Origin of the sequence: Gemmiger formicilis (assembly GCF_018784445.1) — a bacterium.
In the GTDB taxonomy this organism is placed as follows: Bacteria; Bacillota; Clostridia; order Oscillospirales; family Ruminococcaceae; genus Gemmiger.
Genome location: NZ_WQOH01000031.1, coordinates 33,784 through 51,898 on the forward strand (window position 1 = coordinate 33,784; position 18,115 = coordinate 51,898).

At 60.2% G+C, this 18,115-nt stretch carries 20 protein-coding genes; 10 read left to right on the forward strand and 10 right to left on the reverse strand.

All coding sequences use genetic code 11. From position 1 onward, the window contains the following. Positions 1-151 precede the first annotated feature (151 nt). The 5 genes from GPK89_RS10265 to GPK89_RS10285 all read left to right on the forward strand — a co-directional run bounded on the left by GPK89_RS10265 (position 152) and on the right by GPK89_RS10285 (position 5,360). A complete protein-coding gene (locus tag GPK89_RS10265) occupies positions 152-2,752 on the forward strand; it encodes a heavy metal translocating P-type ATPase (RefSeq protein WP_215692865.1) in 2,601 nt (866 codons plus the stop codon). Then, entirely contained in the window at positions 2,749-3,033 is a 285-nt protein-coding gene (locus GPK89_RS10270; RefSeq protein ID WP_215692866.1) for an acylphosphatase, read from the forward strand. The genes GPK89_RS10265 and GPK89_RS10270 overlap by 4 nt, the downstream gene beginning before the upstream one ends. A gap of 108 nt (positions 3,034-3,141) precedes the next feature. Next, a complete protein-coding gene (gene rsmI, locus GPK89_RS10275; RefSeq protein WP_215692867.1) occupies positions 3,142-3,975 on the forward strand; it encodes a 16S rRNA (cytidine(1402)-2'-O)-methyltransferase in 834 nt (277 codons plus the stop codon). Positions 3,976-4,143: 168 nt separating this feature from the next. Next, entirely contained in the window at positions 4,144-4,629 is a 486-nt protein-coding gene (locus tag GPK89_RS10280) for a metallophosphoesterase family protein (RefSeq protein ID WP_215692868.1), read from the forward strand. Next, on the forward strand, positions 4,626-5,360 hold the full coding sequence (locus GPK89_RS10285; protein WP_252261628.1) for a biotin--[acetyl-CoA-carboxylase] ligase: 735 nt from the start codon (positions 4,626-4,628) through the stop codon (positions 5,358-5,360). The genes GPK89_RS10280 and GPK89_RS10285 overlap by 4 nt, the downstream gene beginning before the upstream one ends. 104 nt (positions 5,361-5,464) lie before the next feature. Here the strand turns inward: GPK89_RS10285 and GPK89_RS10290 are convergent, their stop codons facing one another. The 3 genes from GPK89_RS10290 to GPK89_RS10300 all read right to left on the reverse strand — a co-directional run bounded on the left by GPK89_RS10290 (position 5,465) and on the right by GPK89_RS10300 (position 7,967). Beyond that, positions 5,465-6,076, reverse strand: a complete 612-nt coding sequence (locus tag GPK89_RS10290; protein WP_215692869.1) for an ECF transporter S component — start codon at positions 6,074-6,076, stop codon at positions 5,465-5,467. 152 nt (positions 6,077-6,228) lie between these two features. Continuing rightward, positions 6,229-6,909 (reverse strand): HAD family hydrolase, encoded by a 681-nt coding sequence (locus GPK89_RS10295; protein ID WP_215692870.1) that lies wholly within the window; start codon positions 6,907-6,909, stop codon positions 6,229-6,231. 185 nt (positions 6,910-7,094) lie between these two features. After that, a complete protein-coding gene (locus tag GPK89_RS10300; protein WP_215692871.1) occupies positions 7,095-7,967 on the reverse strand; it encodes a patatin-like phospholipase family protein in 873 nt (290 codons plus the stop codon). A gap of 127 nt (positions 7,968-8,094) precedes the next feature. Between GPK89_RS10300 and aroD the strand changes: the two genes are divergently transcribed. Further along, entirely contained in the window at positions 8,095-8,838 is a 744-nt protein-coding gene (gene aroD / locus GPK89_RS10305) for a type I 3-dehydroquinate dehydratase (RefSeq protein ID WP_215692872.1), read from the forward strand. Between the two features lie 137 nt (positions 8,839-8,975). On the opposite strand, the gene GPK89_RS10310 is transcribed toward aroD, so the two are convergent. From GPK89_RS10310 to GPK89_RS10330, 5 genes are all read right to left on the reverse strand, one after another. Further along, on the reverse strand, positions 8,976-9,143 hold the full coding sequence (locus GPK89_RS10310) for a DUF362 domain-containing protein (RefSeq protein ID WP_078784341.1): 168 nt from the start codon (positions 9,141-9,143) through the stop codon (positions 8,976-8,978). A gap of 197 nt (positions 9,144-9,340) precedes the next feature. Further along, positions 9,341-10,180 carry a PSP1 domain-containing protein gene (locus GPK89_RS10315; RefSeq protein WP_215692874.1) on the reverse strand — a complete coding sequence of 280 codons (840 nt, stop codon included), beginning with the start codon at positions 10,178-10,180 and terminating at the stop codon, positions 9,341-9,343. Between the two features lie 32 nt (positions 10,181-10,212). After that, positions 10,213-11,139 carry a DNA polymerase III subunit delta' gene (locus GPK89_RS10320; RefSeq protein WP_215692876.1) on the reverse strand — a complete coding sequence of 309 codons (927 nt, stop codon included), beginning with the start codon at positions 11,137-11,139 and terminating at the stop codon, positions 10,213-10,215. Then, entirely contained in the window at positions 11,139-11,462 is a 324-nt protein-coding gene (locus GPK89_RS10325; protein WP_215692878.1) for a cyclic-di-AMP receptor, read from the reverse strand. Before GPK89_RS10325 ends, GPK89_RS10320 begins: the two co-directional genes overlap by 1 nt. 37 nt (positions 11,463-11,499) lie before the next feature. Next, the gene (locus GPK89_RS10330) at positions 11,500-12,144 is read right to left on the reverse strand and encodes a Rhomboid family protein (RefSeq protein WP_215692880.1); all 645 of its coding nucleotides are present in this window, start codon (positions 12,142-12,144) and stop codon (positions 11,500-11,502) included. A 248-nt stretch (positions 12,145-12,392) separates the two neighbouring features. Between GPK89_RS10330 and GPK89_RS10335 the strand changes: the two genes are divergently transcribed. Next, a complete protein-coding gene (locus tag GPK89_RS10335; protein WP_215692882.1) occupies positions 12,393-12,902 on the forward strand; it encodes a helix-turn-helix domain-containing protein in 510 nt (169 codons plus the stop codon). Between the two features lie 358 nt (positions 12,903-13,260). Beyond that, positions 13,261-13,485, forward strand: a complete 225-nt coding sequence (locus GPK89_RS10340) for a hypothetical protein (protein ID WP_215692884.1) — start codon at positions 13,261-13,263, stop codon at positions 13,483-13,485. Between the two features lie 88 nt (positions 13,486-13,573). Here the strand turns inward: GPK89_RS10340 and GPK89_RS10345 are convergent, their stop codons facing one another. Together GPK89_RS10345 and GPK89_RS10350 are read right to left on the reverse strand one after the other, a co-directional pair. Next, the gene (locus GPK89_RS10345; RefSeq protein WP_215692886.1) at positions 13,574-14,419 is read right to left on the reverse strand and encodes a MurR/RpiR family transcriptional regulator; all 846 of its coding nucleotides are present in this window, start codon (positions 14,417-14,419) and stop codon (positions 13,574-13,576) included. A 73-nt stretch (positions 14,420-14,492) separates the two neighbouring features. Next, positions 14,493-15,161, reverse strand: coding sequence for a GDSL-type esterase/lipase family protein (locus tag GPK89_RS10350; RefSeq protein ID WP_215692888.1), 669 nt, complete (start codon positions 15,159-15,161; stop codon positions 14,493-14,495). Positions 15,162-15,707: 546 nt separating this feature from the next. Here GPK89_RS10350 and GPK89_RS10355 point away from each other — a divergent pair. Both GPK89_RS10355 and GPK89_RS10360 read left to right on the forward strand, forming a co-directional pair. After that, positions 15,708-17,063, forward strand: a complete 1,356-nt coding sequence (locus GPK89_RS10355; RefSeq protein ID WP_215692890.1) for an ABC transporter substrate-binding protein — start codon at positions 15,708-15,710, stop codon at positions 17,061-17,063. Between the two features lie 169 nt (positions 17,064-17,232). Then, positions 17,233-18,111, forward strand: coding sequence for a carbohydrate ABC transporter permease (locus GPK89_RS10360; protein ID WP_215693043.1), 879 nt, complete (start codon positions 17,233-17,235; stop codon positions 18,109-18,111). Positions 18,112-18,115: the final 4 nt, after the last annotated feature.

The following is an 18,115-nucleotide window of genomic DNA, read 5'->3' on the forward strand; positions in this document are numbered from 1 at the left end:
GCTTTCTGCGAAGCAGACTGATGAGGGGCAGCCTTGCTGCTGTCGCCCCCTTCCCCGGGCGGCTATGGCAACCGCGCCCCTCATCCGGCCTGCGGCCACCTTCCCCCAAGGGGGAAGGCATTTACCATTTCACCAAAAGGAGACCTTCCCCATGCAACGCTATGACATCACCGGCATGAGCTGCGCGGCCTGCGCAAGCCATGTGGAAAAAGCCGTGGCGGCTGTGCCGGGGGTTGCATCCGTCGCTGTCAGCCTGCTGACCAACTCCATGCAGGTCGATTACACACCCGATGCCGACCCTGACGCAACCGCAAAACGCATCATCAAGGCGGTGGATGCCGCCGGGTACGGCGCATCCCTCGCCACCGCCGAAAGCGAGAACGCCGAGTTGGAGGACACCGAGACCCCAAAGCTGAAAAAACGCCTGATTGCCAGTCTGTGTTTTCTCGTTCCCCTCATGTATGTCTCGATGGGCCACATGATCGGCCTGCCGCTGGGCAGCGTGTTCCACGGCGGCGGTTGGCACGCCATTCTGTTTGCAGGCACCCAGCTGGCCCTGACCCTGCCCGTCTGCTGGATCAATCGTGCCTTCTTCATCTCGGGCTGGAAGGGCATCAAGACCCGCGCCCCCGGCATGGACACGCTGGTGGCCCTCGGCGCGGGCGCGTCACTGGCCTACGGCCTGTTCGCCATCGTCATGATCTGCGTCGGCCTGTACACCGGCAATGACGATTTGGTCATGCAGTACCGCCACGACCTCTATTTTGAATCAGCGGCCATGATCCTGACCCTGATCACCGTGGGCAAAACGCTGGAAGCATACAGCAAGGGCAAGACCACCGACGCGCTGAAAAGCCTGATGAAGCTGGCCCCGCAGACCGCCTGTGTGCTGCGCGGCGGCGAGCAGATCACAGTCCCGGTCAGCGAGGTCAATGTCGGCGACCTGTTCCTGGTTCGCCCCGGCGAGAGCATCCCGGTGGATGGCACAGTCGCCGAGGGCATTTCCACTGTGAACGAGGCCGCCCTGACCGGCGAGAGCATGCCGGTGGACAAGTTCCCCGGCTCGCCTGTCAGCGCCGCCACCATCAACCAGAACGGTGCCCTGACCTGCCGTGCCGAGCGCGTCGGCCAGGACACGACGCTGTCCCAGGTCATCCGCCTGGTGCGCGACGCCGCCGCTACCAAGGCCCCGCTTGCTAAGACGGCCGATAAAGTTTCCGGCATCTTCGTTCCCACCGTCATCTGCATTGCCACCGCAACGTTCCTGATTTGGCTGCTGCTGGGCCAGACCTTCACGTTCGCGCTGGCACGCGGTATCAGCGTGCTGGTCATCAGCTGCCCCTGTGCCCTGGGCCTGGCCACCCCGGTCGCCATCATGGTGGGCAGCGGCGTCGGTGCCAAGAACGGCATTCTGTTCAAGACCGCCGCCAGCCTCGAAACCACCGGCTACACCGACGCTGTGCTGCTGGATAAGACCGGTACCGTCACCACCGGTGAGCCGAGCGTCGTCAAAATCGTTGGCACCGGCAACGTGCCCGAAAAGTTCCTGCTCAGCCTGGCTGCCGGCCTGGAACTGCGCAGCGAACACCCGCTGGCACGCGCCATTTTGGAACGCGCCGACAAGGACAAGCTCTCCTACACCACCGTCGCCAACTTTGAGGCTGTCCCCGGCAAGGGTTTACAGGGCAAAGTTGCGGGCAAAGTCATCGCGGGCGGCAACGCAAACTTCATCCGCGAGCACTGCGAGCTGCCTGACGATCTGGCCCAGGCGGGCGACGCCATGAGCGCCGACGGCATCACGCCGCTGTATTTCTCGCTGGCCGGCAAGGCGGCGGGCGTCATCGGCGTGGCCGACGTCGTCAAGAAAACCTCGAAATCTGCCATCGACCAGATGAAGGCTCTGGGCCTGAAGGTCGTGCTGCTGACCGGCGACAATACCGCCACGGCCCGCCACATCGGCGCAACGATCGGCCTGGACACCGACCACGTCATTGCAGGCGTTCTGCCTGCGGGCAAGGAAGCCGAAGTCCGCGCCCTGCAGGCGCAGGGCCGCGTTGCCATGGTCGGCGACGGCATCAACGATGCCCCCGCCTTGACCCGCGCCGAGACCGGCATCGCCATCGGTGCCGGTGCGGACGTGGCGCTGGACGCCGCCGACGTTGTGCTGGTGCGCAGCGATCTGGCCGATGTGCCCGCCGCGGTGCGCCTGTCCCGCGCGGTGGTGCGCAACATTCACCAGAACCTGTTCTGGGCGTTCTTCTACAACGCCATCTGCATTCCGCTGGCGGCGGGCGTGTTCACCGGTATCGGCATCACGCTGAACCCGATGATCGCCTCGGCGGCCATGAGCCTTTCCAGCGTCTGCGTTGTCACCAACGCGCTGCGGCTCAACGCCTTTGACCCGCGCAATGCCGCCCACGACGCCCCGCCGAAGCGCAAGGCCCCTGCCCGTAAACCCATTTCTGAACCAACCACCTGCCCCACCGGCAGCTGCCCTGTACAGCCTGCCGAAATTGACGATAAAACGGAGGAAATCACCATGAACAAGACGATTCACATTGAAGGCATGATGTGCGGCCACTGCGAGGCCGCTGTGAAGAAGGCCCTGGAAGCCCTGGACGGCGTTGCCAGCGCCACGGTCAGCCACGAGCAGGGCACGGCCATCGTCGCCCTGACCCATGACGTGGCCGATGCCGAGCTGAAGGCCGCCGTTGAGGCCAAGGACTACACCGTTACCGGCATCGACGCATGAGCACCCTTCGCCGCCGCTGGCGGTTCACCGGCACGGTGCAGGGAGTGGGCTTTCGCTATTACGCCCGCGCCGCCGCGCTGCACCTGGGGCTGACCGGCTGGGTCGCCAACAACTGGGACGGCAGCGTCACGCTGGAAGCCCAGGGCGACCGCGCCGCGCTGGACGCGCTGGTCCCCTTGATCGAGCGCACCAACCGCTGGGCCCGCATCGAGAACATCGAGACCGCCACCCTCCCCCTCAAGGAGCATGAGTACGGGTTTGAGGAACGGAGCGGGGATTAAATTTACGGGCAGCACTGCCGAATGGCAGCGCTGCCCGCTTTTTTGCTTGCACTTACCCGCTGTTACGGCTATAATAATACTATATCAATATCAAAAGGGGTTTTCGTTTTGCCCGGAACTTTATATCTTGTCGCTACGCCTATCGGCAATCTGGACGATATGCCGCCCCGCGTGGCTGCCACCTTCGGCATGGCGGACTTCATCGCCGCCGAGGATACCCGCGTGACCCTGCGGCTGCTGAACCATCTGGGGCTGAAAAAGCCGATGGTCAGCTACTATGAACACGCGCTCCACCACGGCGAGGCCATTTTGCAGCGCATTGAAGCGGGCGAAAACTGCGCCCTTTGCAGTGATGCCGGTATGCCCTGCATCAGCGACCCCGGCGAGCAGATTGTTCGCGAGGCCCACGAGCGCGGCATCAAGGTCGTGCCCATCCCGGCCGCGTCAGCCTGCGTCACGGCACTGGCAGCCAGCGGCCAGCCCACGGCCCGCTTTGTGTTTGAGGGATTTTTGCCTGTGCCCAAGCGCGACCGCCGCGAGCGCCTTGCCTTTTTGCAGAACGAGACCCGCACCATGATCTTCTACGAGGCCCCGCACAAGCTGCGCGGCACGCTGGACGATTTGGCCGCGGCGTTTGGCGCAGGACGCTCTGTCTCGCTCTGCCGCGAGCTGACCAAGCTGCACGAAGAGATCAAAAAAACGACCCTTGGTGAGGCCGTGGCTTACTATAAAGAAAACGATCCCCGCGGCGAGTATGTGCTGGTCCTGGCCGGTGCCGACCCCGCCGCCGTTGAGCAGGCCGCTGCGCCGACTTTGGAAGAAGCCGTCGCCGCTGCCCGTGCCTTGCAGGCAAACGGCCTGCCCCCCGCTGCCGCCGCCAAGCAGGCCGCCGCCGGGACACCGTTTAGTAAAGGTGAAATTTATAAGCAGCTTATCCAATAAAAAGCCTTCCCCCTATGGGGGGAAGGTGGCCGAGCCCGCGAGGCCGGATGAGGGGCGCGTATGCCCAGGCTGCGCCGTAAAAGCGCAGCCTGGCAAGCCTGCCCCTCATCAGTCTGCTTCGCAGACAGCTTCTCCCAAGGGAGAAGCCTTTTTCAACAGGAGTTTCCTATGTGTAAAATCTTAGTCGTCTCCGACGTCCATGGCCGCCTGCGCGACCTTCGTTGGCTTTTGAATAACGAGACCGCCGACGCTATGTTCTACCTCGGCGACGGTCTGTACGATCTGAACGCCGCGCTGGAGCTGCGCAAAGAGCCAGTCCCCTACCCCATCTACCGCGTGGCGGGCAACTGTGATATGAACTACAACGAACCCAGCGAGGGAATGGTTCCTTTCGGTGGGGTGCTGTTCTTCTACACCCATGGCCACCATTACGGCGTCAAGATGGGCAGCGAACGCCTGGCCGAGTGTGCCGGGGAGCGCGGCGCGGATGTCGCCTTGTTCGGCCACACCCACCGGCGCGAGCTGGTGCGCGGCGTGGGCACGGCGGCCACCGTCTTTAACCCCGGCAGCCTGCGCGACGGCGGCAGCTACGGCGTCGTTACCATCACCAACGGCGAATGCAGTTTTACCTGGAAGAGGGTGCCTGAATTTTGAACGAGAGCGTTATCTATCTGCCGGAAGTAGACAGTACCAACCTGTGGGCCAAGCATAACCTGGACAAGTTCGGCCCCATCGGCGCGGTGTACACCACCCACCAAACTGCCGGGCGCGGCCGCCTGGGCCGCGATTGGCTCGACGCGCCCCACAAGGGCCTGTATTACACGGCGGTCATCAAGACTGACCTGGTCCAGCCCGCCACTTTGCCGCTGTTTGCCAGCCTGGCCGTCTGCGACGCCCTGCGGGAGCGGTATCACATTGACTGCCAGATCAAATGGCCCAACGACCTGCTGCTGAGCGGCAAGAAGATTGTCGGCATTTTGTGCGAGGTCGGCCCCGACGGCCACAGCATTGTGGTGGGTATCGGCATCAACCTGGCCCAGCCGCAGGAGTATTTCGACGCCGCGGGCCTGCCCCACGGCACGAGCCTTGCCTTGCAGGGCGTATCGGTGGACATGGACACCGACCCTGAGTGGCTGGCACAGTACATGACGGATTTCGGCTTTGACCGCGCACTGTACACCTACGAGAGCGAGGGCTTTGCCCCCTACCGTGAGCGCTACAAGGCCTGCTGCGTCAACCTGGGCCGCCGCGTCACCTACGACGGCGGCGCAGGCATCGCCACCGATGTGGACGCCGACGGCCGCCTCATCGTCCACGACGAATCCGGCGACACCCGCGTATTTACCGGCGAAGTCAGCGTAAAGGGCATTTACGGGGCGGTGTGACACTGGCACCACACCGTAGGGGCCGGGCATGCGCGGCCCCTACATCTCTACAAATAAAAAGCGATGGAACATTCCACGTTCCATCGCCTTTTTATTATAAATTCTTAATTCATCTTCAAATATTTCCGCACCGGCAGGGAAACCGCACCGGCCACGACGCAGCAGATGGCCCACTCAAAAATTGCCTGCACGCCCACAAGCAGCACAATGAACATAAACGCATTGGCTGCGCCCAGCGTGTTTGCCAGGTTCTGCACGTACTCGCAGTTATAAAAAATCAGCACCAAAAAGCCCATGAAGAACACGGTGTTCAGCACCGGCGCGGCCAGGCCGCCCAGGAAGCAGCAGAGCTTCTCGTTCTTCGGCATCGCTTTGCGCAGGGCGGCAAAAATCAGGCCGGCGCACAGGCCCACCAGCACGCGGGCCACAAAGCAGACCACAAAGGTGCCGAACGGGCTGACCTGAAACAGGGCCGCGCCCATGGCGCTCTTGCCCTCGACCGCCTGGATAAAGCTGGTCGCGCCGAACACGCCGCCCAGGATGGCGCCCGCCGTGGGGCCCATCGTCATGGCGCCGATTGCCACCGGCACCGTCAGCAGCGACGCCGACAGCGGGCCGATCTGCAGATAGCCCAGCGGCGTATAGTTCAGCACAAGCAGAATGGCCACCAGCAGTGCAAGCTGGGTCAGCCAACGGATGTTGGTACGGTTTTTCATATTCAATTTTCCTCCTGCTGCCGTCTCCTACAATTCGGGAGTACAGCGCAAATGTACGGCCCGTCCCGGGCCGCCGACATTCAGTATACCACAAACAGAAGGAAAAGGCAAGCGCTTTTTGGCCCCCCTCGGGGGGGGGGAAAAAAGGCTTATTACAGCTTCCCCTCAATCAGCAAATCCCGCACTTCCAGCAGGTCCTCACATTTGCGGTCGTACAGTTGCATGATCTCCTCGGTCGGCTGCATCATGTCCGGCACCATCACGGTCACGCAGCCCGCCGCGCGGCCCGCACGCACACCGTTGAAGCTATCCTCCAACACCAAACAGTCCTTCGGGTCGAGGTGCAGCTTTTCCGCCGCCAGCAAAAACGTGTCGGGCGCGGGCTTGCTGTGCTTGACCTCCGTGCCGGAGACAACGTCGTGGAAATACCGCGCCGTGCCGGTGTTCTGCAAATTCATCTCGATCATCGTGCGCGGGCTGGAGCTTGCCACGATGCGCGGCATCCCCCTATCATCCAGCGCGGTCAGCAGCTCTTTCAGACCCTTTTTGCAGGGCACGCCCTGGGCAAACCGTTCGTCAGCCATCTGCCAGACCTTGTCCAGCAGCCGCTGCGGGTCGCCGGGGATGTATTTTGCCACCTGGCTGCGCAGGTTATCCCCCGCCAGCCCGCGGCAGCTGGCGCTGAACGCCGCCAGATTCTCCGGCAGCGGCAGCCCCAGCGCCTTGCAGGCAGGTTCCCACATTTTATCCCACAGCCGCTCCGTGTCAAACATCAGGCCGTCCATATCAAAAATAACGCCTTTAACCATCGGTGTCTCCTCTGTGTATGTCATAATTGTACCTTTTGTAACGCACTTTGACCGCCATTGCAAGAATAAGGCTTCCCCCAAGGGGGAAGCTGACTGCGAAGCAGTCTGATGAGGGGCAGCCTTGCCTTACTGCACCCTTACTGGGTCATATCGGCAAACGCGCCCTTCATCCGGCCTTCGGCCACCTTCCCCCAAGGGGGAAGGCAAAATCACTTTTCCAAATACGTCCGCAATTCTTCCAGCTTTTCCCGCCCCTCGCGGTGGCCGCGGTTGTAGAGGTCCAGCAGCTTGTTTTCGTCGCCCTCAAAGCGGCCGATGGTGATGGGGTCATTGGGACGGATGCAGTGTACGCGGCCGCTCTCTTCCAGCTCGTCCAGCTGATCCATCAGGGTATTATAGCGCATCTCCTGGGTCAGCATATCGGCCAAGAACAGCGGTTTATCGCCGTAAAAATCGTCGTACAGCTCCACCATCCGCTGGCTGGGCATCGTCTTACGGAACCCCTTCTGCCGCGTGGTGATGACGACGATTTTCTCAAAGCCCTGGTTCAGCGCCCAGTTCAGCGCGATGGGACAGGAGCAGCCGCCGTCCAGGTAGGGCTGGCCGTCCAGCATGACCGGCGTGGACGCCAGCGGCAGGCTGGCCGACGCGCGCACGGCCTCATTGAAGTCAAAATCGGTCTTGCCTTTCTCAAAATAAGCGGACTTGCCGGTCGCTACATTCGTGGCCACCGCAATCATCCGCATACCACCGTTCCGGAACATTTCCTCGTCGAACGGCACTTCTTTTTTGACGTCGTGCAGCATAAATTGCAGGCCAAACACGCTGCCGCCGCGCAGCGCCGCCTTGGGGCCAAAGTAGCGCGGGTCGTGGCGATAGCGCAGGTTGATACTGGCCGACCGCCCCGGCTGGCGGGAGACATAGTTCATTGCGTTCAGCGAACCGGCGGACACGCCCGCCACCGCCGGGAAATACAGGTCGTTCTCCATGAAGGTATCCAGCACGCCCGCGGTGTACAAACCGCGCAGCGAACCACCCTCCAACAGCAGGATGGAGTTCCCCGGAATCGTGATTTTGCTCATAAAACTCACCTCATATTCAGCATTTTACCCGATTGACAGGGGTTGTGCAAGCAAAATAGCGCGGTTGTTTTACACTTCGGCCAAATTGTGCTAAAATAGAAAAAACTGCCCCGAGAGGATGATTTTTATGCTGACCCTTCGCGGTCTGACTTTCGACGCCGCCGCACCGCGTATCATTGTGCCGCTGTTTGCCCGCAGCCTGGGTGCCCTGCGCCCGCTGGCCGCGGCCGCCGACGCAGACCCCGCCGCCGAGGTGGTGGAGCTGCGCCTGGACCCCCTGCCCGAGGTCGATTTTTCCGCCGCGCTGGCGCTGGTGCGCAGCCTGACGGACAAGCCGCTGATCGTGACGATCCGCACGAAAGCCGAGGGCGGGGAGCTGGCCCTGATGCCCGACACCTACGCCGCCCACTGCCGCGCACTGCTGGCCCAGGGCGGCGTGGACGCACTGGACATTGAGTGGAAGGCCTGCGGCCCCCACCGCGACGCCCTGCGCAACGCCGCCCGCGCGGCGGGTGCGGCGGCACTTTACAGCGAGCACCATTTTGACGGCACGCCCGCCACCGACGCCATGGCCGACACGCTGGTGGGTATGGCCGACGCCGGGGCCGACATTGCCAAGCTGGCCGTGATGCCCCACACCGCCGCCGACGCTGCCCGCCTGCTGGAAGCCACAGCCCGCGCCCACGCGGCCCGCCCGGGCGTGCCGCTCATCACGATGAGCATGGGCGCGATCGGGGCCGTCACACGATTTTGCGGCGGGGCCTTTGGCAGCGCCGCCACCTTCGGCGTGACCTCTGGTACCACCGCCAGCGCCCCCGGCCAGCCCTCGGCGGAGGTTTTGAAAGAAAAACTATTTGTCTCCGGCCAATGATTTGTAGGGGCGGCCTATATGCCGCCCGCAACTTTCCCGCAAATGGCTGTCCACCGTACACGCGCGGGCTCTATACAAAACAAAAAGCGCGTTCTCTCTTTGCCTGAGAGAACGCGCTGTATTTGTGCTAATGTAGCTTACTCAGCCTGGATAGCACCGGTGGGGCAAACGCCCTCGCAAGCGCCGCAATCAACGCAGGAAGCTGCATCGACAACAGCCTTGTCCTCCATGGTGATTGCACCAACGGGGCAGGTGTCAACACAAGCGCCGCAAGCAACGCACTCGCTGGAAACGGTATGAGCCATCGTGAACTCCTTATCTCCGTGCTGAATCTATATTTTGTACCGTCCCGGCCCTGCACGGCTGCTCCCCGGGGCAGCACACAGTCGGTTTGCTCTGCCTACTGCGTTGTACTTAGTGTACCACATTGTTTGGATTTTGGCAAGTGCCATATCTTGAAATTTTTCGACGGTAAGCCGCAACTAACCGCGCTTATAGTCCATTATTCGTCCTCTTTATCCGGGGCCTGCGGGGCGCGTTTGCCGCCCCGGATGTAGGCGCATTCGTCCCTCTTATAGATGCGCGGAGCTAAAATTTCAACATTGGAACGTACTTTCAGCGTGCCTGCCACAACGTTCGTCTCGATGACAGTGCCCTCGCCGTCCGGCGTGCGGACGATGCTGCCCACCTGCGGCGTAATCGAATTCAGATATTCGTAACTCTTTTGTTCATAAGCCAAACAGCACATCAGGCGTCCGCATGACCCGCTGATTTTTGCGGGGTTCAGGCTCAGGCCCTGCTCCTTGGCCATCTTGATGGACACCGGCTGGAAGTTCTTGAGGAAACGGCTGCAGCAGAACGGCTGGCCGCACAGCCCCAAACCGCCCAGCATTTTGCTCTCGTCGCGCACGCCGATCTGGCGCAGCTCGATACGGGTGTGGAACTGCGCGGCCAGATCCTTGACCAACTCGCGGAAGTCCACGCGGTTGTCGGCAGTGAAATAGAACACCAGTTTGCTGCGATCCAGCGTATATTCTGCGTCCACCAGCTTCATTTTCAGGTTGTGGGCGGCGATACGCTGCTCGCAGATTTCGTAGGCGTGCTGCACATCGGCGCGGTTCTGGCGCATACGGCGCACATCCACGGCGTCGGCCACGCGGATGACCGGCTTGACCTCGCGGGAGAACCCCGGCACCTCATGGGCGGCGCGGACGACCTCGCCGCACTCGGTACCGCGGGCCGTGGTGACGACAACAAAGTCGCCCTCCTTGATCTTAAACGCACCCGGGTCAAAATAATACGCCCGGCCGTTCTCTTTAAATTTGACGGATACTACTTTCATTGGCTTGTCCTTATTATATAATGAAGTCTTTTTTACGTTATCTCCCCCGCCAGCACGGCTACATTCAGGCGCAGGTTGCCGTTGCCGTTCAGGCTCCGGCGTGCCCCGGCGTCGGCGCGCAAAATCTTTGCCGCGTCATCCGGTGTCAGGCCGCCGCACTGTTCCTGGCCGTAGGCCGGGCGGCGCAGGACGGCGCTGCACAGCTGGTCCAGCTGCCACAGCAGGGCCGCAAAGCCCTCCTTGTCGCGCTCATACTTTGTCAGCAGAGCCAGCGCCCGGTAGGTGTCGCCCTGGGCAGCGTAGCCGCACAGCGTTTTCGCCATGCCCAGCGCGGCTTTCGTCGTCTGGTCGTTCCAGCTTTTCAGCGCCGTGCCGATATGCCCCTCGTACAGAAAGGCCAGCTCGTCCGCCGCCTTGGCGGGTAAGCGCTCAGCGCGCAGCCGGGCCGCGCAGTCCGCCGCAGGCACCGGCGCAATCGTGTACGCCGCGCACCGACTGCGAATCGTCGGCAGCACCACCGCCGCGTTAGGTGCTGTCAAAAGAAACAATACACCTTCCGGAGGCTCCTCAATAATTTTCAAAAGTGCATTGGCCGCAGAACCCTGGGTTCCGTTCAAATTCTGCGCCCCATAAATAAACAGCACGCGGCCCGCCGCGTCGGTGGAAAGCGCCGACCGCTGGATAGCCTCGCGGGCCTCACGCACTTTTTTGACCGGGATCTGCCCGCTGGCACCCTCGCCCTGCAAGACCAGGCACTCGGTGTCCTCTTTTTTCAGCACGGCCTCGGCGTGGGGGCCACCCTGCGGGTAGAGATAATCCGCCGCCAGGCAGCGCGCGGCAAAGCCCGTGCCGCAGCCCGGCTCGCCCACCAGCAGTACCGCGTGGGGCAGCCGGCCGCCGCGCAGGGCAGCGCCCAGTTCGGATTTCAGCGCATCATTGCCGGCCAGACGTTCCAGCATCACAGCTTTTCAAAACGCTCGACGTTGGTGACCATGACGGTCGCGCCGCCGACGGTGACTTCCATCGGCATCGTGCTCTCGATGCCCAAACCCAGCGTGGCCGTGCCGGGGACGATTTCGGTGCGCTGCTTGCAGCACTTGGAGATGATACCGATGCAGTCGTCAACGCGGGCGTCGTCGGTGCAGATGAGCAGCGTCATGTTGCCCGCCATCAGGAAGCCGCCGGTGGTCGCCAGGCGGGTGACGTAGAACTTATTTTTCAACAGCTCGTTACAGACGTTTTTGGAATCCTCTTTGTTGACGATCGCAGTGATGAGTTTCATAGTATACTCGACCTTTCTATGTTAAAAATTACAGATTTCAGCGGTTGCGGTTTTCCCAGTCGCGGCGGCGTTTCCAGCTTTTCACGGTGTCCACGCACCAGTCAAAGACCTCACGGCCGTAGAACGCCCAAAAGCCAGCCAGCCCCAGCACCAGGCACACTTTTGTGGGGAAGCCGCCCCGGAAGAAGCTGACCGCCCACCAGGCCATCTCATACCAGCCCAGATACTTGATTTTGAAGGGGATAATGCCCATCAGCAGCACGGTCTGGTTGGGCCACAGCCAAGCGTAGGCCAGCAGCAGGCTCATAAAGATCGGCTCGCAGGAAGCGTACCCGGTCAAAAAGCAGCTGATCCACGCGCCCAGCATACCCAGGGCGATATAGAGCGTCATGCGGAAGTCGCCCCAGACGCGGGTCAGAGCGTTGCCGACCCAGAAGTAGAACACCAGGTTCAGCACGCCCAGCGCACTGCCCAGCCAGATGGGCTGAAACAGAAACGTGACGAGCCGCCAGACCTGCCCGCCCGCGAGATACGCGCGGCTGAGGTCGATCTGGTAGGCAAACTGCCAGCTGAACAGCAGGATGATCAGCCCCGCCGCCAGCTGGCCCAGCATCAGGCCGTTGATAAGGTAGGGGATGCCGCGCCCGCCGCAGCGGCGTTCGAGTTTATCGATCCAATTCATGGGGAAGAGTTCCTCCGTGTATATAGATTTACAGAATATATTATAGCAATTCTGCGGCCAAAGTGCAACAAATTCCCTGTCGAATCCCTTGCGGCGGGGCGTAAAATATGCTAGGCTTATTTTTATAAGGGCAATACCGCATAATTCTAAGTGCCGATACGGGGAACGAGGTGCGGCAGATGCCGGAGCGGTGCTTAAGCCGTCAGGCGGGAATTGTGCGATGTTGCCTAAGGAAAAAGGAGCCGCATATGGGACGTACATCCACCAAAGAGAACAAGACAAGCTACCAGCTGATCCGCGAGGAACTGGGCCTGACCCGGGAAAAGGCCAGTGAGCTGCTGGAGACCATTGCGCCCGAGCGCATTGAAAAAATCGAGAACGAGCGCACTGTCCCCCGCCCTGACGAGGTGCTGACGATGGCCGAAAAGTACAAACGGCCGTCACTGTGCAACTATTACTGTTCCCGCCAGTGCCCCATCGGGGAGCAGTATGTGCCCCAGGTGCCCATGCGGGAGCTTTCGGCCATTGTGCTGGAAATGCTGGCCTCGCTGAATGCGATGAACAAGGAAAAGGAACGCCTCATCGAAATTGCCGCTGATGGGCATATCTCCAATGATGAGATCGACGATTTCATCCACATCCGCAAAGAGTTGGAGCGTATCTCCGTCACCGTGGAGACGCTGCAGCTCTGGACCGAGCGGATGCTTGCCAACGGTCAGATCGACGCGGAGATCTATAAGGAGAAGATGGCGGAGTAATCAGCTGCAGAGGTCGCCCCCCCGACGACCCGCTTTTCCTTCTCTCCACAGTAAAAAACGCCCCCTATTTTTCTAAATTTTCCCTGTTTGCGCAATAACCCGCGTGGTAAAATCGTAGTACAAGGTGATGGAGCGACACCCTGTACCTGAAATGCTTACTTATGGCAATACCGCACAATTCCCGCCTGACGGCTTAAGCACCGCTCCGGCGGCTACGGCACGGCATCTGCGTTGCCAAAATGCTCGATAAGACATCCAGTATTATCTGCGCTTTTGGCTTAGCAGCTGCCGCACCTCGCTCGCCGTATCGGCACTTAGAATTATGCGGTATTGCCTTATAAAAAAGGAGAAATAGAGGATGTTTACGCTGTTTGTGATTTTGGTTTTCGGCTGGCTGTTCTTCAAGTCGGTGGGGCTGGCGTTTCACCTGACCTGGGGACTGGCAAAAATTGTGGCGACGCTGCTGTTCGTGGTGGCCCTGCCGCTGCTGGTGGTGTTTGCGGTGCTTGGCGCCCTGCTGCCCCTGCTGGTGCCTGTCGCCCTTGTCGCCGCCGCCTATGGGATTTTAAAAAATTACGCCTGACCTGACAAAAAAGGAACCGCCCGGCATCGCAATGATGCCGGGCGGTTATTGTTTGCATGGCTTCTCCCTTGGGGGAAGGCTCTTTCTTTTACAGCAGCTTATTCGCCAGCGCGTGGCTCGTTCTTGTCAGGGACAGATTCGCCAGTTCCTGGTTGTCCAGCGTGTAGCGCAGCACCAACACGTTTGCCACAAACAGCACGGCCAGCTTGACCGGCATACTGCCGGAGTCCAGCGGGCTTTCCTTGGCACCGCACAGCAGCACCACGTCTGCCAGCGCCACACCGGGCGCGTCGTCGTAATGGGTTATCAAAATCACCTTTGCGCCGTTCTCCTTGGCCAGGTGCAGTGTGTCCATCATGTCCCGCGTTGCGCCGGAGTAGGAGACGAACAGCACCACATCTTCCGGCCCCATCAGGCTGGCGGTGATTGCCTGCATATGGCTGTCCCCCGCCGTGTGGAACTTGGTGGTAATCGTGGAAAACCGCGCCCAGATGTCATTTGCCAACACCTGGCTGCCGCCCTGGCCGAAGCAATACACCTGCCGTGCCCGCTGCAAAAGAGTGGCCGCACGGTCGATGGCGTCGGGGTCCAGGGCGCTGCGGGTGCCGTTCAGCGCCTCGATGGCCGTATTGTAGGCGTGGGTGCAAAGGGTCTGGGTGTCCACGCCGGGCTCCAGCTTCAGCGTGACCGGCAGGGCCGTGGCCGTCGCCTTGGCCAGCGCGATCTTCATTTCATTGTACCCATCAAACCCCAGCGAGCGGCAGAATCGGAAAATCGTAGCCTCCGCCACGCCGCAGGCCTTCGCCAGCGACGAGATGGACAGGTATTGTGCGTCCTCTGCGTGCTGCAATAAGTAATCCGCGACGATGATGCCCGATTTTGTCAGGCTGTCGCGCTTGGTGCGCAGCATCTCCCAAAAACTCTGCTCAACCATGGTGGATGGATCCTTTCCGGTGTATTTTTCTGATAATAGATTGCTGCCGCAGGGCAATGCTCCGCCCCTATCTTTATAGTGTACTGCCCGTCAGTTCCTTTTGCAAGGCTTTGGCCAGAACTTTGTGGGCCTCCAGCGTCATGTGCATCCCATCCACATCCGAGCATCCCGCCCCGGGCAGGGTGTTCGCATCCAGGAACCGCACATGGGCCATTCCCTCGAGCATCGGTTTCAGCTGGGCGGCGATGCCCGCGCAGCGTTCGTGGCAGCCGGGGCCCATTTCCTCGCGGAATTTCAGCTTGTCGTACTCCGGCGTGATGGACGGCGGCACGATGACCAGCACATCCGGGTTGGCGTTGTCGCGCCAGCACTCAGTGTGCAGCGCCTTTTTCACCAGCCGCACAATGCCCAGCGAGATCAAATAAGAGCTGCAGTCGAACCGGTTCTTGCTGTCGTTCGTGCCCAGCATGATGGTCACGGTGTCCAGCGGCGCGTGGCTCATCAAAATCGGCGTGATGAGCGCCAGGCCGTTCATCCCCTCGGTGATGGCATCGTCAAACACGGCCGTGCGGCCGGGCAGGCCTTCCTCAACCACCGACCAGCCGTCGCCCAGCAGATTTTGCAGCACCATGGGGTAGCGCTCGTCGTCGCCGTAACGTCCATCTCTGACCGGGTCATAGCCGTAGGTGTTGGAATCGCCGTAGCAAAGCACGCGGCGGCGGGTCATGTTTTCATAAGTCATAAAAGAGGCTCCCTTTCTTAAAAATGAAAAGTTATTTTTTTATTTCATTATATAGGGAAAATGCCTTCGTTGCAAGTGACTATCTTCCAGTTTTTGCGGCCTATTTTTGTGCATTTGTGCAAAAAATAGGCAAAGTTCCTCGAAACGAATGCCTCATTTGACATTTTTCATTTTCGCAGGGAAAGGAGTATTCCAAGGCCGCCTCAAAGGCGATTTTCCATAAATCTTATGAGTGATCGCCTTTTTTGCCTGCTGTTTTTCCGCCGGTGCGCAGAGGAAGCCTCCTATTTTTGGAACTTGTTTTCATTTTGTAATAACTGCAAAAGAAATACTTTTCATCCGCAAACCCACGAAATCGCTGTATTTCTGCGCGCATTTTGCACTGTATGCAGCTAATTTTGTGCAACTTGTACAGAAACGGCCGTTTTTCTTGGCTATTTCACATCTTTACAAAATGAAAAAAGTTTTCTAAAATAGAGACATCACGAGGGACACAGAACGATGATGCCCCCAACAAGGCCGAAAGGCAAAAAAGGAGAACAACGTATGAAAAAGCAAGTATCCGCGATTTTGGCCGCCGGTATGGCCGCCAGCCTGTTGGTAGGCTGCGGCGGCGGTTCCACCTCCACTGCCCCTGCCGAGAGCACTTCCACCGCCGCCTCCACCGAGGCCGCCGCTCCCGCAGAGTCCACCGAGGCCGGCCAGGCCGCTGATATTACCCTGTGGACCTACCCCATCGGCAAGTGGGGCGACTCCGAGTCCGTCGATGCACTGCTGGCTGACTTCAACGCCCAGTATCCCGACATCCACGTCACGGTCGAGTACCTTGACTACACCAACGGCGACGACCAGGTCAACACCGCCATCGAGGGCGGCAGCGCACCCGACCTCGTTATGGAAGGCCCCGAGCGCCTGGTCGCCAACTGGGGTGCCAAGGGCCTGATGGTCGACTTGAGCGACCTGTGGACCGATGACCAGAAGGCCGACATCAGCGCCAGCGTTGAGTCCGCCTGCAAGGATTCCTCCGGTGCTTACTACGAGTTCCCGCTCTGCATGACCGCCCACTGCATGGCCATCAACAAGACCGTGTTTGAGGCTGCCGACGCCATGCAGTACGTGGATGCTGAGAATCACACCTGGACCACCGACAACTTCCTGAAGGCTGTGCAGGCCGTCTACGACTCCGGCAAGACCGACGTCGGCGCGATCTACTGCAGCGGCCAGGGCGGCGACCAGGGCACCCGCGCCATCATCAACAATATGTACGGCGGCACCTTCACCGATGCAGCCCACACCAAGTACACCGCTGACTCCGCTGAGAACGTCAAGGCCATTGAGACCCTGCACAACCAGGACGGCATCAACTTCGACGCTTCCATCAACGGCGGCGAGGAGATCACCCTCTTCCGCAACGGCACCCTGCAGATGGCTTTCTGCTGGAACATTGCCCAGCAGACCAACAGCGACAACAGCGCGGCCGGCACCACCAACAACGGTGACGACATCCTGTTCATGGCGTTCCCCACTGAGTCCGGCGATCCCGCTCTGTGCGGCGGCATCTGGGGCTTCGGCATCTTCGACAACGGCGACGAGAACAAGATCGCCGCTTCCAAGACCTTCATCAACTTCATGGCCAACTCCGACGAGACCGCCAAGGCCGTCAAGACCTCTACTTACTTCTCTGTGAAGAACTCCCTGTCTGACCTGTACGCCGACGATGAAGTCATGAACGAGTACCAGAAGCTCATGCCTTACCTGGGCGACTACTATCAGGTCACTCCCGGCTGGGCCGAGGCTCGTACCGCTTGGTGGAATATGCTGCAGCAGGTTGGCGAGGGCGCTGACGTGACCACCGCCGTTACCGAGTTCTGCACCACCGCAAACGCAGCCGCTGCCGGCTGATAACGGCTGAAAACCTCCTTCTTCCTTTGTAACACCCCCACGGCGTCCGACCTCTGACCTCAAACGCAGCGGTGGGACGCCGCTTTTATTGAAACTCACCTGTGAATTTTAAATTTAGAAGGGAGCGATCCTCTTGGCAAACACAGCCGCCAAAAAGAGCGAGCCTAAGATGAGCCGTGCGCTTGTCCGGCAGGAGACCATCGCCGGTTATCTGTTCCTGCTGCCCAGTCTGGTGTTCTTTATCGGCTTCGTCATCTACCCCATGGTGATGTGCGTATTCACCAGCTTCTTTGATTCCACCATGAACCGTGCCGACGTCTTTGTCGGCTTCCAGAACTACATCAACCTGTTCCACGACAGCGTGTTCCTGGGTGCCTTGCGCAACACGCTCATCATCGTGATCGTGTCGGTACCCATCACCTGCATCTTCTCGCTGTGGGTGGCATCCGCCATCGTCAATATGCCGCCGTGGGCGACCTCGCTGTTCCGCGTCATCTTCTATCTGCCCGTCGTCACCGGCTCCGTCGCCGTCACCGTCGTGTGGAAGTGGATGTTCAACAACTACTACGGCATCTTCAACTACCTGGGCAAATCCATGGGCATCCTTGACCAGAACATAAACTGGCTGGGCGACGCCCGATACGCCCTGGGCTGCATCATCCTGATCCTGCTCACCACCTCCGTCGGCCAGCCCATCGTTCTGTACGTTTCCGCCCTGGGCAACGTCGATCAGTCTTTGGTCGAGGCTGCCGAGGTGGACGGTGCCACCAAGCTGCAGGCCTTCTGGAAGATCAAGTGGCCGCAGATCATGCCCACCACACTGTACATCCTGGTCATCACCACCATCAACTCCTTCCAGTGCTTCGCGCTGATCCAGCTGTTGACTTCCGGCGGCCCGAATCACTCCACCGATACCATCATGTACTACATCTACTACACCGCCTTCAAGCTGTACAAGTACGGCTACGGCAACGCGATGGGCGTTATCCTGGCCCTGATGATTGCCGTGCTGTCCGCTGTGCAGTTCAAGGTCACGCAGTCTGACTGAAAGG

Excerpts from the sequence above, each read along its gene's own strand:
- GPK89_RS10265 (WP_215692865.1), top strand. The coding sequence starts at position 152 with ATGCAACGCTATGACATCACCGGCATGAGCTGCGCGGCCTGCGCAAGC.
- GPK89_RS10270 (WP_215692866.1), top strand. The coding sequence starts at position 2,749 with ATGAGCACCCTTCGCCGCCGCTGGCGGTTCACCGGCACGGTGCAGGGA.
- GPK89_RS10280 (WP_215692868.1), top strand. The coding sequence starts at position 4,144 with ATGTGTAAAATCTTAGTCGTCTCCGACGTCCATGGCCGCCTGCGCGAC.
- GPK89_RS10290 (WP_215692869.1), bottom strand. The coding sequence starts at position 6,076 with ATGAAAAACCGTACCAACATCCGTTGGCTGACCCAGCTTGCACTGCTG.
- GPK89_RS10295 (WP_215692870.1), bottom strand. The coding sequence starts at position 6,909 with ATGACATACACAGAGGAGACACCGATGGTTAAAGGCGTTATTTTTGAT.
- GPK89_RS10300 (WP_215692871.1), bottom strand. The coding sequence starts at position 7,967 with ATGAGCAAAATCACGATTCCGGGGAACTCCATCCTGCTGTTGGAGGGT.
- aroD (WP_215692872.1), top strand. The coding sequence starts at position 8,095 with ATGCTGACCCTTCGCGGTCTGACTTTCGACGCCGCCGCACCGCGTATC.
- GPK89_RS10310 (WP_078784341.1), bottom strand. The coding sequence starts at position 9,143 with ATGGCTCATACCGTTTCCAGCGAGTGCGTTGCTTGCGGCGCTTGTGTT.
- GPK89_RS10315 (WP_215692874.1), bottom strand. The coding sequence starts at position 10,180 with ATGAAAGTAGTATCCGTCAAATTTAAAGAGAACGGCCGGGCGTATTAT.
- GPK89_RS10320 (WP_215692876.1), bottom strand. The coding sequence starts at position 11,139 with ATGCTGGAACGTCTGGCCGGCAATGATGCGCTGAAATCCGAACTGGGC.
- GPK89_RS10325 (WP_215692878.1), bottom strand. The coding sequence starts at position 11,462 with ATGAAACTCATCACTGCGATCGTCAACAAAGAGGATTCCAAAAACGTC.
- GPK89_RS10330 (WP_215692880.1), bottom strand. The coding sequence starts at position 12,144 with ATGAATTGGATCGATAAACTCGAACGCCGCTGCGGCGGGCGCGGCATC.
- GPK89_RS10335 (WP_215692882.1), top strand. The coding sequence starts at position 12,393 with ATGGGACGTACATCCACCAAAGAGAACAAGACAAGCTACCAGCTGATC.
- GPK89_RS10340 (WP_215692884.1), top strand. The coding sequence starts at position 13,261 with ATGTTTACGCTGTTTGTGATTTTGGTTTTCGGCTGGCTGTTCTTCAAG.
- GPK89_RS10345 (WP_215692886.1), bottom strand. The coding sequence starts at position 14,419 with ATGGTTGAGCAGAGTTTTTGGGAGATGCTGCGCACCAAGCGCGACAGC.
- GPK89_RS10350 (WP_215692888.1), bottom strand. The coding sequence starts at position 15,161 with ATGACTTATGAAAACATGACCCGCCGCCGCGTGCTTTGCTACGGCGAT.
- GPK89_RS10355 (WP_215692890.1), top strand. The coding sequence starts at position 15,708 with ATGAAAAAGCAAGTATCCGCGATTTTGGCCGCCGGTATGGCCGCCAGC.
- GPK89_RS10360 (WP_215693043.1), top strand. The coding sequence starts at position 17,233 with ATGAGCCGTGCGCTTGTCCGGCAGGAGACCATCGCCGGTTATCTGTTC.